The sequence below is a fragment of the Lutibacter agarilyticus genome, assembly GCF_900188235.1.
Lineage (GTDB): Bacteria > Bacteroidota > Bacteroidia > Flavobacteriales > Flavobacteriaceae > Lutibacter > Lutibacter agarilyticus.
In genome coordinates, this window is sequence record NZ_FZNT01000002.1 from 526,298 (window position 1) to 539,432 (window position 13,135).

The window sequence follows — 13,135 nt, forward strand, 5'->3', positions numbered from 1 at the left end:
GAATTAATTACTCAATAACTGTTACTAAATCTTCGGTAGATTTTCTCACTTTTTTAAGGTTTACCAACCAATCTTTATCTGCGTCTCTATAACCAATAGGTAAAAGCACACAACTTCTTAATCCTTTTTCGCGTAAGCCTAAAATTTTATCAACTTCAACAGGATCAAAACCTTCAATTGGCGTACAATCTACACCTTCGTAAGCTGCAGCAATAATGGCTGCTGAAAATGCAATATAAGCTTGTTTTGCAGCGTGGTTAAAGTTTTCTTCAGCATCTTTTTGAGGATATGAACCTAATAACATTTGACGGTAGTTTTCCCAACCTTCATTTTTAAATCCGCGTACTTCATTTGTTAAGTCGAACATTTTATTAATTCTGTCTTCAGTGTACGTATCCCAAGCGGCAAACACCAATAAATGCGAACAATCTGTAATCATAGATTGGTTCCAAGCTACGGGTCTAATAGCTTCTTTTATTGCTTGATTTTTAACCACTAATATTTCAAAAGGTTGTAAACCGCTTGAAGTTGGAGCCAAACGAGCAGCCTCAATAATATTGTCAATTTTTTCTTGAGATACTTTTTCCCCATTCATTGCTTTTGCTGCGTATCTCCAATTTAATTTGTCTAATAATTCCATATTTTTTCTTTTTAGTTTTATTTAGTTTATTGCTATTTCTTTAATTTTTTCTGAAGTTATAATTTGTGTTGTTGAGGTTGAATTTGCCAAGTTGATCATAGCTTGTGCAATATGGTCAGCCTCTGTTAATCTATATTTTTTTAATTTCCCGAAGAATAAAGGTTGAAGTAGTTTAAAAATAACCAAGCCAATTTTTTCTCCAATTCTAGTTTCTTTTCTGTCGCCTCCAATTATTGAAGGTTGTAAAATGTGTGTTTTTTCAATTTTTTCGGCAAGCACCGCTTGTTCCATTTCACCTTTTGTTTTATTGTAAAAAATGCTACTATTTGCATTTGCTCCCAATGCCGAAACCACTAAAAAAGTATTGATACCATTCTTTTTGGAAAGCTTAGCTGCAGCAACAGGAATACCAAAATCAATGGCTTTGTACATTGTTTTATCGGGTGTTTTCTTCGCAGTAGTACCAATACAACAATACACTTCATCACCTGTAAAATCAGCCTTGAAATTCTCTAATTCTAATAAATTTCCTGTAAACTGAATTACTTTTGAAGGCAATCCGTCAATTTTTTTCCGAGAAAATAATTTAATGGATTTATAGCGCTCATCTTTCAATAACTTGTTTAAAAGTATGGAGCCAGTTAAACCAGAAGCTCCTAATATAATTGCTGTTTTTCCCATAACTTATGATTTTATGCCATCCCAAGCAGCTTTAAAAGCCGTGTTGATTATTTCATCGGTTAATTCACAACTGTTTTTATGTTGTTTGTTTGTTAAAAAATTTAACGGGTAAATTGTGAAAGCATACATTAAATAAGGAGAAATTGGTTTTAAAATACCTTCTTGTATGCCTCTTTCCCATAAATCAAGTAATGGTTGTAAATGTTTTAAGCCTTCACGTTTAATTTCTTCATCAATAATTGGTGTGTTATCACATTGTGATAAAAAATTAGAGGCTTCTTCTTGATTTAATTTAAAATGAGCAATATTGTACCAAACTTGCTTAAAACTCTCTTTAACACATTGTTCTTCACTATAGTTTTTAAAAGCAAAAGCGCTAAAGGTTATCTTCATTTCTAAATACAACTGATTGATTAAATCTTGTTTGTTTTCGAAATAAATATAAATTGTTGCAGGAGACATTTCAGCCATTTTTGCAATTTTAGACATGGGTGCAGCATGAAAGCCTTGGTTATTTACCAAGTGAAGCGTTGCATTTAATAAAGCAACACGTTTTTTATCGCATTTTTGTCTTATGGCCATTGTTTTTTATTTTATTTACCGTGGCAAATATATGTAAAATTATTTACAAAATGAATATTCATTCTCTTTGTAAATATAAAGTTATGTTAAAACTTAAAATGTAGTACTTTTACAATCTAGAAAATTATGAAAGCTAAAAATAAAAAATCAGGAAATCTTCACCCAAAAAATATACACCAAAACGGATATAATTTTGAAGAGTTAGTTGCAGTTTACCCTGCATTAGAAGAATTTGTATTTGTAAATCAATATGGAACCAATACCATAGATTTTGCGAACCCTAAAGCAGTGAAGGCTATCAACACAGCGTTGTTGTTTAAGTATTATGACATTGAGTTTTGGGATTTTCCTGATGATAATTTATGTCCACCCATTCCAGGGCGTGTAGATTATGTACATCATTTAGCCGACTTATTACAAGCTTCAGGTATTAAAGAAGATATTTCAGTGATTGATATTGGTGTAGGCGCTAATTGCATTTATCCGTTATTGGGAAATTCCGTTTACAATTGGAGTTTTTTAGGGACTGATATTGATAAAAAATCGATTGATCGTGCTCAAAAAATTATTAAAAAGAACAATCTTACCAATGTTATTGAGTTAAAGCAACAAAAAGATGCAACACAAATATTTCAAGGTATTTTAACTGAAGAAGATAAATTTTCAGCAACCATGTGTAACCCTCCTTTTTTTAGATCACAAGAGGAAGCTATGCTTGCTAATGCCAGAAAACAGGAAGGATTGGGAAGGGAGTCTGATGAATCAAGAAATTTTAGCGGAAAGCAACAAGAGTTGTGGTACAAGGGTGGAGAAAAAGCGTTTATTCATACGTATTTGTATGAAAGTTCTATGTTTAAAAAGCAATGTTTTTGGTATAGTACATTGGTTTCAAAAAAGGAAAATGCAGAAAGTATGTTGAGTTCTTTGAAAAAATTGGGTGCTACCGAAATTAAAACCATTCCAATGCATCAAGGCAATAAAGTAACGCGTGTTGTTGCTTGGACTTTTTTAACTAAAGAGGAGCAAAAAGATTGGATAAAGTAAGCATTAGTTATTTACAATTAATTCCCAAAAACCAACATCAATCCATCTATTGAATTTGTATCCCACTTCGTGGAAGTGGGCAATTTTTTTAAACCCAAGTTTTTCGTGAAATTTTTCACTAGCTTCATTGGGTAGCGATATGCAACCCAAAATTACATGAAAATTCTTACGAGTTAATTGTTTGATTAATTCCTTGTAAAGAAGCGTTCCAACCCCTTTTTTTGACGTTTTATGGTTTAAATAAACAGTACTTTCTACTGTGTGTCTGTATGAGAATCTAGATCTCCACTCGCTTCCATAAGCATAGCCAATAATTTCCCCATCGTCTTCAAAAACAATCCAAGAATATTTAGCCGTAACCGCTAAAATTCTCTTTTTAATTGCTTCAGCATCCACAACTTCTTCTTCAAAAGTAGCTATGGAATGAAGTATGTAATAATTATAAATAGTAGCAATAGCTTGCGCATCTTCTATTTTTACAGGTCTAATCATTTCATTCAATTAATACCAACGCTTTTTGTTCTTTTTTGAAGCTTCCGATTTTCTGCCTGGTCTGTGTTTACTTTTTCCAGGTGTTCTATGCACTTCTTTTTTAGCTTTTGGATCTAACACATACGGATGCTCATCCATTACTGGAATCGTAGTATTTATTAGTTTATGAATGTCGGCAATGTATGGTTTTTCATCAGCAGAACAGAATGAATAGGCAACTCCAGAATTTCCTGCTCTACCTGTTCTTCCAATTCTGTGTACGTAGGTTTCAGAAATATTTGGAATGTCAAAATTAATTACAGCATCAAGGTTGTTAATATCAATTCCACGAGCAGCAACATCAGTTGCAATTAAAATATTTATGCTACCATCTTTAAATTTTTCCAGCGCATCTTCACGGTCATCTTGTGTTTTATCACCGTGAATACTATTCACTTTATAACCATTGCTTTTTAGCATTTTTTCCAATTTAGCAATCCCCATTTTGGTACGTCTAAATATTAAAATATTACCTTCAATAGTATTTCTTAATAAGTATAAACACAATTCCATTTTATGTTGTTTGTGTACATAAAACAATAATTGTTGCACGTTTTGTGCTGTTGAAGATGATGGTGTAGCGTTGACTGTTTCAGGTTCGTTTAAAATAGTATTTGCTAAATTAACAACCTTATTTGGCATAGTTGCAGAAAATAATAGTACTTGTTTTTCTTGCGGACATAAACGCTCTATTTTTCGAACATCATCAATAAAACCCATATCTAGCATTAAATCGGCTTCATCTAATACCAACGTTTCAATATAATCTAAATTAAGGCAGTCTTGTTTATGTAAATCCAATAATCTTCCTGGTGTAGCAACCAAAATATCAACGCCTTTTTTAAGCAAGTCTTTTTGAGGTTCAATTGAAGTTCCACCGTAAACAACCGTCGATTTTAAGTTCGAATATTTTCCGTAAACTTTAAAACTTTCCTGAATTTGTAATGCTAATTCTCGGGTTGGACTTACAATTAAAGCTCTAAGTTTTTTTCCTTTTTTACCAGCGTCTTGTTTGTTAAATAACATTTGTAAAATAGGCAATGCAAAAGCAGCTGTTTTTCCTGTTCCTGTTTGCGCCGTTGTAATTACATCCTTTTTCGCTAATACTAGCGGAATGGTTTGTTGTTGAACAGGCGTTGGAGCGTCGTAATTTTGTTCAGCAATGGCTTTTAAGATTGATTTATTAAGCTGTAAGTCTTTGAATTGCATAGATATTGTTTAAAACAAGTTTTTGCAAAGATACAGTAAAATAGGGAAGTGTGTTTATAAAACCAACAAACCAAAATTCCGTAATTTTTTTAGAGGTTTTGAATACCAAAATAACTCAAAATCGTTAAAGTGAAGTTCAAAATCTTCTTTCAATTGCGAAAAAGTAACAGTGTTTGCTTCTTGAACCGAAACTTTATCTAACGTAGTTAACAACCACTCGCCTTTGTCTTTTTCAAATGAAATTTCTAACAAATCATTTTTTGTATGAAATGCCAAATGAATTAAGTTTAATGTATTTCCTCTTTTTGTTTTTGAAGTATATGAAACTAGTGGTTCAGCACCTAGCCAAACTATTTTTGCAGTTGGCTTTGTAGTTAAATTATCTTCGGAAGCTAAGCAATCTTCAATAAAATACGATTGAATATTTGTTGGAGGAATTTCAAAATCGAACCAATCTTGTAGCGGAATATCAAACCCAATTCCGTGCATAAAATTAAAGATAGATTTTTTTAACCCGTAACTAAACTGACTGTGATCAATTCCAATTTCATCTAAAAATTCAATATCGTTATTCGCAAAAGTAATTTCTTTATAATCCGGAATTACACCATATTTCTCAGGATCTAAACCAATAGGGCTGTGTGTTGTTAATGCAAATTGATGCCAAAAACCAGACTGAATGACACCTTGTTCAAATAATTGGCGTACCATTTCTAAGCTATCAACCGTTTCTTGAACGGTTTGCGTTGGAAAGCCATACATTAAATACGAATGCACTAAAATATCAGCTTCGGTAAAATTTAAGGTTACTTGCGCCACTTGTTTCACTGAAACACCTTTGTCAATCAATGCTAATAAACGGTCTGAGGCAACTTCTAAACCTCCAGAAACAGCAATTAAACCCGATGCTTTTAAAAGAATGCACAAATCTTTAGTAAAGCTTTTTTCAAATCGAATATTTGCCCACCACGTAATGGTTAAATTTCGTTTTAAAATTTCTAAAGCCAATGCACGCATTAATGCTGGTGGTGCTGCTTCATCAACAAAATGAAATCCGCTTTCTCCAGTTGTCGCCATTATTTCTTCCATTCTGTCCACCAACAATTTGGCGGTAATGGGTTCGTAAATTTTAATATAATCTAGTGAAATATCACAAAAAGTACATTTTGCCCAATAGCAACCGTGTGCCATAGTAAGTTTATTCCAACGCCCATCGCTCCATAAACTGTGCATTGGGTTGGCAATTTCAATTACTGAAATGTATTTGTTTAGCAACAAATCGTTGTAATCGGGTGTGCCAAGTTCGCTTTGTTTGTAATCGTTTTTTGTTGTGTTGTTAAGGTACACTACTTTATTGTTTTCAACTAAAAAAGTACGTTTAAAGATTTTGTTTTCTTCGGAAGGATTTAAAACGTATTTCAATAATAATTCAACGGGTAATTCACCATCATCTAGTGTAATAAAATCGAAGAAGTCAAAAACACGAATATCAGAAACTGAGCGTAATTCAGTATTTGGAAAACCACCGCCCATTGCCACGGTAATTTTTGGGTAAGTTGCTTTTATAAATTGCGCACAACGAAAAGCACTGTATAAATTCCCTGGAAAAGGTACCGAAAAACAAATTAGTTTTGGTTGTATTTTTTCAATTTTTTCAGCTAAAATTTCTAAAGTAATATGGTCAATATAGCTATTGTTTTGTTGAAGGCTAGAGTATAAATCATCAAAACTATTAGCACTTTGTCCTAGGCGTTCTGCGTAGCGGCTAAAGCCAAAATTTTCATCAATACATTCTTTAAAAAAATCAGATAAATCTTCTAAATATAACGTAGCTAAATGCTTGGCTTTGTCTTGCATTCCCATAGCGCCAAAGGCATAATCTAACTCATTTAGTTGTTCAAAACGTGATGCTTCAGGAAGAAAAGCATTGGTGCAAATTTGACGAGCCAAGGTATTATTTTCACCCTGAAGAAAGGTAATTATAGGGTCAATAGTTTTTAAGTAATCGTTTTTTAAAGCGTAAATACGTTGCGAATTTTCAGAAGAAATAGTTTCATTTTCAACAGCATACTCAAAAATAGAAGTCAAACTTTTTTTTGAAAACAATTTTAAAATAACTTCAATTCCTAAATCTACTTGAAACGAAGTAATATTTTTGGTATTTAAAAAACCTTTTAAATAAACCGTAGCTGGATAAGGCGTATTTAACTGCGTAAAAGGAGGCGTAATTAATAAAATATCTGTTGCCATAGCGTTTAAATACGGTTAATTTTAAGATTTATTTTTGAATAGTTCTTAAGTACAAGTTCTCAACTTTTGTACGCGCCCAAGGTGTTTGTCGTAAAAATTTTAAGCTCGATTTTATAGTCGGATTACTTTTAAAACAGTTTATTTTTATGCGATCTCCTAATTCTTCCCAACCATATTCTGAAACTAAATATTGTAGTATTTCAGCCAATTTAATTCCATGTAACGGGTTGTTTGGTTGTTCTTGGGGTTGTTTGTTATTTTTCTCCATAAATAATTGCTTATTTTTTCAATTCAGCAGTAATAACTGCAATCATTTCATTGAATTCTTTTTCTTCATACAAACGAGAAAGGAATATAATTTCCCCGTTTTTATCTAACACAATATTTCGGGTAACTCCTGCTTTTGGCAAGGTAAAACTTTCAAATAAAGAACCATCTTCATCAATAGTAAATGGATAGGTAACTTGCATTTGAGCAATAAAACGCTCCACTTTTTCGCGATCTTCTTTCAGGTCAATTCCAACCAACATAAAATCTTCGTTTTTAAACTGCTGCCAAACTTTACTTTCTAAATGCGGCATTTCTTTTCGGCAAACACTACACCAAGAAGCTGTAAATTGAAGCACTACGACTTTCCCCTTTAAACTTTCATTGGTATGTTGCGTACCATCCATTAAGGTGAAATTAAGTTCAGGAGCTTGTTCGCCCACTTTTACTTTATAACCTCTTGTGGCATCTTCTTGTGCGCAACCTATTTGTGTTGTAAAAAATAGGGCAATTAGGAGTAATTTTTTCATGTATTGAAATTGATTTTTGGCAAAGATACTTTAAAATTAAATAGTTATAGAATGGTAGTTAGGAGACATGTTGATCTATAAGAATTACATTTCCGTCAGGATCTAAAACAATCATATTTGCTGGGCCTGTAGTTTTTTCATCGGCTTCAGTAATTGGTTTTATGCCTTTGGTTTTTAAATGCTGTTGTATTTCACGAACATCATTAAAATCAGTCAATTCTTTTGCGTTTTCATCCCAACCCGGATTAAAAGTTATAATGTTATTTTCAAACATTCCTTGAAACAAACCAATAAGAGAATTTTCATTTTTCATTATGAGATAATTTTTCTCAATATTTCCTCCAAAAACAGTGAAACCTAAATTTTCGTAAAATTCTTTTGAAGTGTGAATGTCTTTTACATTTAAACTGATTGAAAATGCGCCTAATTTCATAGTGTTGTAATTTATAGTTAAAGTTAGATTTTTTTATTTTTCCGAATCAACGGTTTTTTGATAAAAATTAGAGCATTTTTTTAAAACAAACGCTGTTTTCAACGTTTTCATAAAACCCAAAATTTTCTGTAATGGCGTAACCACATTTTTTATATAATGCTATTGCCTCGGGTTGTTGTTTGCCAGTTTCAAGAATGCATTTATCAAAATTTAATGCTGTTGCCCATTGTTCTAATTCCGTTAAAATTGTGGAAGCAATTCCTTTTCTTCTACCTTCAACAGTCACATACATTCGTTTTATTTCAACAAAATTTTCTGTATGAATTTTAAATGCTCCGCAACCAACAGCAATATTATTTTTATAAGCAACCACAACGTGTTTTAAGCCATCAATTTTATTAAACTGATCGTAAAAACCATGTTCAACACCATCTCGAATTTTTAAATCGGCATCTAAATTTTTTACCAATTCAATAAAATCAGTGTTGTTTGCGTTGGTTCTAGTTAAATGCATCAACAGCAAAGGTTTTTATAATTTATTGAGGAAAACTTCCTGAAGCAATTAGCATAATTGCTGCAATTAAATTAATTGCTAAAATAATAATCACCGGTTTCCAAATAGCTTTCTTTTTGTAATTTAAATCTGCCGGAACTTCTTTTTTCCAAATAAAATAATACAATAAATAAATTCCTAAAAGATTTGATAAAAGCGAAATTAAAAAGGCGGTAATAAGGTCGGTAAAGGAAGCTAAATTTGTAAGCGATACTTTATCCGTAAGATTTAAAAAGGCGTAAATGTAACTCAAAGAAAAAGAGTAGATAAAGGTGCCAATAATTACATACCATCCACTATTTTTTTTATTCAGTTGGAATAGGTTTAACACCATTAAAACGCTTCCACCGAAAACCGAAAATAAGGCTCCAAAAATAAAAATTGACTGTGTGCTGTACAATGATGGAACTTCTGTTGAAGTAGTATGTTCTGTTTCTAAAGGTGTAATAATTTTAGCAGCTTCAATAGCTTGTGAGGCTTTTGCATCTTGCTTAATTTGAGTTGAATTTTCAACAAAAACACCTCTTTTTTCCAATTCTAACACAGCAGAAAGCACTGCGTATTCTTGAAAATCATCTTTATTATCGGTATAATTTTTCAATTCAGAATCAGACATTTTTGCCATTCTTATTGAAAGTAAACTTTCTTCGCTCATGGTTTTAGTAGTATATATTTTTTCAAGTCCGATTTTAAAATTCTCTGAATTTCTAGTTCATTTTCAGGAGTTGTTTCGGTAAAAACAAATCCAAAAACAGCATATTTTCTAAAATCTACTTTCCGCAAATTTAAGGGTTTTTTAAAATCTTTCAATAAAAGATCGTAATTAAACGATTCAATTGCATTTTCTGAAATTCCAGAATTGTTGTCTAACACTATTAAATTGTACTTTTTGTTGCCAATTTTATCAAAAATTTTTGTCCAGTTGGGTGTTTTGCTTTCTAAAAAATACTGGTACGAATTAAATTCAAAAGCATAAAATGAAATATCTCCCGTTGTACACCAACCACCAAAACGCATTGGATTCACTTCAATAGGAATTACGTTTCCTTCGGCATTTATTCTAACTTCAACATGCATTGGGAAATTTTTTAATTGGGCTTTATTTCCAATAAGTTGAAGAAACTGCTCAATTTCGCTAAAATATGCCGTAATTATTTTTTTTGAAGTGGCATACACGCGGTCGCTTACATCTTTTTCGGAAGAAAAAGTATGATGCATTATATTTAAAATCACCACCTTGCCATTTGCATTAAAATAACAGTCGATTGCATATTCTTCGCCTTTAATAAATTCTTCAATAATAAAATCGGTTACATCCACAACTTCTTTAGGATACATCGCTTTAAATTCGGTAATTTCTTTTGAAATTATTGGTAAAATAGCTTTCCATTCGCTCCAATTATCAATTTTATGAACCGCTAAACTAAAAAAACCAACAGTGGGCTTAATAATTAGAGGAAACTGTAAATCATGGAAAGAAAGCTGTTGTAAATCTTGATATTTTACACCTTTAAAAAAGTAATTAGGATAGGCGTTTTTTATCAATTCTCTAAATTTTATTTTGTTTTTAAAGCGTTTAATTTTACTTGGTAATTCAGAAAAAGTTAGGTTTTTTTCAATCCAATTTATAGCATTTTCAGAGTTGGTATAAATAGGGGAGTTTTGATTTTCTTTATATTGTTGAATGGCATCTTCTTCGGAAACCCAGTGGATTGTTTCATCAGAAATCATTTCTTTAGCTGTTGAAGTAGCAACAACAGGAAAATTAAATTCTTTGATTGTTTTTATCAAAAAATCAGAAACAAAAGGTTTGTCAATAAGTATCATTTTTTAATTCTTTTCTAATTTATTTCACTAAAAATTCGATGGTTAAAAATACAATAAACTTTAAAATAAGGTATTATTTATGTTGAGGTACTTATATCATTCAAAATAAATATAGTTTTTGTAACTTTATCTTTATGATTAAAGATATAAAATTAGCCGTTTTAATTGACGGTGATAACATTCCTTCAAAATATATTAAAGAAATGATGGAGGAAATTACAAAATACGGAACACCAACTATTAAACGTATTTATGGCGATTGGACCAAGCCATATTTATCTAAGTGGAAAAATATTTTATTGGAAAATGCCATAACACCTATTCAACAATATGGATATACTACGGGTAAAAACGCCACAGATTCAGCAATGATTATTGATGCTATGGATATTTTGTATTCAGAAAAAGTAAATGGTTTTTGCTTGGTTTCATCTGACAGTGATTTTACAAAACTAGCCACTCGTTTGCGTGAAGCCGGTTTGGTTGTTTACGGAATTGGAGAAAAAAAGACGCCAAATCCGTTTATAGTTGCCTGTGATAAATTTATTTATTTAGAAATTTTAGACCTAGATGAAGATGAACCTAATGATGGAAAACCAGTTCATAAAAAAGTAACTATTGATAAAATTACACCTAAAGTAATTCGGTTTTTAAGGAATTCAGTAGAAGATGCTTCCGATGATAATGGATGGGCTTTTATGGGTGATGTTGGTTCACTTATTTTAAAAAAGCAACCCAATTTTGACTCAAGAAACTTTGGTTTTGAAAAATTAACCCCTTTATTTAAATCGTTACCTCAGTTTGAAATTGAACAAAAAGAAGGTAGTGGTCGTTTTAAATTAATTTATGTAAGAAATAAGAAAAAAAAATAATTGCTTAAATGTTATGAAAAGCACTGCTAAAAAATGGCGTATTATTTTGGGTGTTATTATTGTGTTAGTTTTTTCAATAAATAGCATTCTAAGTGTGGTTATTTCAAACATAGTGAATACTCAATTAGAAGAAATTAATAACCAAGGAAAGTTACATATAACTGTTGGTAAAATTAATTTAAATGTCTTTGTTGGGAATTTAAATCTTAAGAATGTAAGTGTAAAATCCGATAGTTTATTTTTTGATAATTTTAAACAAGGAAATACTCAGAAAGCCAGTACTTCTGAATTTATGTTGTCTGATTTAAAAATTAGAGGATTTGGTATTTATGATATTTTAGTAAACAAGAAAATTTATGCGCGAAAAATTATTGCAAACGGATTGCAATTGAATTTGTATAAGTCGGATAAACATCTTAATAAAACTATTTCAGATTCAAATGATAAAAAATCAGATTCTCTTTTTATAAAAGGGATTAATGAAATTGATTTTAATAGTATTGTTTTTGATGATTTTGAGTTTCGTATTATAAATGCACAAAGTGCTGATACCATATTTTCATATAAAGAAAAAGAATGTGAAATTACAGGAATAGACTTAATAGCGCATCCTACTATTGAAAACTATTTTATAATAGATAAAGAAAACTTAATAATTAATTTTGATGAACAAGAAATAAACACGAATGATGGAAACTATAAAATTGTTTTAAATAAAATTAAATACGAATATAAAACCAGTTCGTTGCTACTTGCTAACTTCAAAATGAACCCAACTACTGAAAAAGCAAAGTTGGCTTCAACTTATATATATAATTCAGAAGTTTACAACTTTGAGACCGATATTATTCAATTAAAAGGATTTCATTTAGATAGTATTCTTAGAACTGGCATTGTTAAACTTGATACGGTTTTAATTGAAAATCCAACTATTGGTATTTACAAAGATCAAACCAAGCCGTTTAACTTACATAAACGTCCTAAATTTTTAAATCAAACATTAAAAGCATTAAACCAGCCTTTACATATTGAAAAAGTACTTATACAAAACGGACTTTTTAGTTATTGGGAAAAGCATGAAGGTTTTAACGAGTTAATGACGCTAGATATTACAGATTTAAATGCTGAAATAAGTAATGTTACTTCGTTAAAAGAGAACTTAACTTCAGGTAGTAATTTAACAATGAATATTCAAGGTAAATTAAGTAAAGTAGCTCCGTTTAAATTAGATATTTTGATGCACTACAATACTTGGAATAACTCATTTTCATTTAAAGGAAGTGTTGGTGAAGCTAATTTTGTTCATTTCAACCCTGCAATTTTCCCTGCAGCAGGTGTAAAATTTGACGATGGAAAATTGCAAAGTATGAACTTTACTGTTCACGGAACTCCTGCTGGTTCAAACGGAAAAATGACCATGCTTTATCATAATATCAGTGCAAATTTTATAAAGGAACATAAAAAAAAGAAGACTATTTCTTGGATTGGAAATACGTTGATCGTTGAATCTAACCCTTCTAAAAGAGGAAATTTAAGAGTTGCAGAAATAGAATTTGAAAGAGTACCTTATAAAGGTTTTGGTAATTTGTTATGGAAATCGGTAATGTCTGGAATGGTAAATACTATAAACCCATTAGGTAAACATGAAAAACATAAAATTGAAAACGAAAAAGTTTCAAAAGTAAAACACACAAAAAGGAAGCATAAAATATAAAA

15 protein-coding genes are annotated in these 13,135 nt (G+C 30.9%); 3 read left to right on the plus strand and 12 right to left on the minus strand.

From position 1 onward, the window contains the following. Positions 1-7: 7 nt before the first annotated feature. From CHB67_RS04895 to CHB67_RS04905, 3 genes are read right to left on the minus strand one after another with little or no spacing between them, the layout of a single operon-like run. Positions 8-640 (minus strand): nitroreductase family protein, encoded by a 633-nt coding sequence (locus tag CHB67_RS04895; RefSeq protein WP_089380618.1) that lies wholly within the window; start codon positions 638-640, stop codon positions 8-10. Positions 641-661: 21 nt separating this feature from the next. After that, positions 662-1,321 carry an NAD(P)H-binding protein gene (locus CHB67_RS04900; protein WP_089380619.1) on the minus strand — a complete coding sequence of 220 codons (660 nt, stop codon included), beginning with the start codon at positions 1,319-1,321 and terminating at the stop codon, positions 662-664. A 3-nt stretch (positions 1,322-1,324) separates the two neighbouring features. Further along, positions 1,325-1,903, minus strand: a complete 579-nt coding sequence (locus CHB67_RS04905; protein ID WP_089380620.1) for a TetR/AcrR family transcriptional regulator — start codon at positions 1,901-1,903, stop codon at positions 1,325-1,327. Between the two features lie 126 nt (positions 1,904-2,029). Between CHB67_RS04905 and rlmF the strand changes: the two genes are divergently transcribed. Continuing rightward, on the plus strand, positions 2,030-2,947 hold the full coding sequence (gene rlmF / locus CHB67_RS04910; RefSeq protein WP_089380621.1) for a 23S rRNA (adenine(1618)-N(6))-methyltransferase RlmF: 918 nt from the start codon (positions 2,030-2,032) through the stop codon (positions 2,945-2,947). Between the two features lie 3 nt (positions 2,948-2,950). On the opposite strand, the gene CHB67_RS04915 is transcribed toward rlmF, so the two are convergent. The 9 genes from CHB67_RS04915 to CHB67_RS04955 form a co-directional block, all read right to left on the minus strand. Further along, positions 2,951-3,439: a GNAT family N-acetyltransferase gene (locus CHB67_RS04915; RefSeq protein ID WP_089380622.1), complete on the minus strand. Its 489-nt coding sequence runs from the start codon at positions 3,437-3,439 to the stop codon at positions 2,951-2,953. A 9-nt stretch (positions 3,440-3,448) separates the two neighbouring features. After that, a complete protein-coding gene (locus CHB67_RS04920; RefSeq protein ID WP_089380623.1) occupies positions 3,449-4,687 on the minus strand; it encodes a DEAD/DEAH box helicase in 1,239 nt (412 codons plus the stop codon). 54 nt (positions 4,688-4,741) lie between these two features. Next, on the minus strand, positions 4,742-6,937 hold the full coding sequence (locus tag CHB67_RS04925; RefSeq protein WP_089380624.1) for a B12-binding domain-containing radical SAM protein: 2,196 nt from the start codon (positions 6,935-6,937) through the stop codon (positions 4,742-4,744). Positions 6,938-6,965: 28 nt separating this feature from the next. After that, positions 6,966-7,205: a VF530 family protein gene (locus tag CHB67_RS04930; RefSeq protein WP_089380625.1), complete on the minus strand. Its 240-nt coding sequence runs from the start codon at positions 7,203-7,205 to the stop codon at positions 6,966-6,968. A gap of 10 nt (positions 7,206-7,215) precedes the next feature. Next, a complete protein-coding gene (locus CHB67_RS04935) occupies positions 7,216-7,734 on the minus strand; it encodes a TlpA family protein disulfide reductase (RefSeq protein WP_089380626.1) in 519 nt (172 codons plus the stop codon). A gap of 58 nt (positions 7,735-7,792) precedes the next feature. Continuing rightward, complete coding sequence (locus CHB67_RS04940) at positions 7,793-8,167, minus strand: VOC family protein (RefSeq protein WP_089380627.1); 375 nt, start codon at positions 8,165-8,167, stop codon at positions 7,793-7,795. A 67-nt stretch (positions 8,168-8,234) separates the two neighbouring features. After that, positions 8,235-8,681 carry a GNAT family N-acetyltransferase gene (locus CHB67_RS04945; protein WP_317045691.1) on the minus strand — a complete coding sequence of 149 codons (447 nt, stop codon included), beginning with the start codon at positions 8,679-8,681 and terminating at the stop codon, positions 8,235-8,237. Positions 8,682-8,703: 22 nt separating this feature from the next. Continuing rightward, entirely contained in the window at positions 8,704-9,375 is a 672-nt protein-coding gene (locus CHB67_RS04950) for a hypothetical protein (protein WP_089380629.1), read from the minus strand. Further along, positions 9,372-10,547 (minus strand): ATP-grasp domain-containing protein, encoded by a 1,176-nt coding sequence (locus tag CHB67_RS04955; protein WP_089380630.1) that lies wholly within the window; start codon positions 10,545-10,547, stop codon positions 9,372-9,374. Before CHB67_RS04955 ends, CHB67_RS04950 begins: the two co-directional genes overlap by 4 nt. A 134-nt stretch (positions 10,548-10,681) precedes the next feature. On the opposite strand from CHB67_RS04955, the gene CHB67_RS04960 reads away from it, so the two are divergent. Together CHB67_RS04960 and CHB67_RS04965 are read left to right on the plus strand one after the other, a co-directional pair. Beyond that, positions 10,682-11,419 (plus strand): NYN domain-containing protein, encoded by a 738-nt coding sequence (locus CHB67_RS04960; protein WP_089380631.1) that lies wholly within the window; start codon positions 10,682-10,684, stop codon positions 11,417-11,419. Positions 11,420-11,432: 13 nt separating this feature from the next. Continuing rightward, a complete protein-coding gene (locus CHB67_RS04965) occupies positions 11,433-13,133 on the plus strand; it encodes a hypothetical protein (protein WP_089380632.1) in 1,701 nt (566 codons plus the stop codon). Positions 13,134-13,135 lie beyond the last annotated feature (2 nt).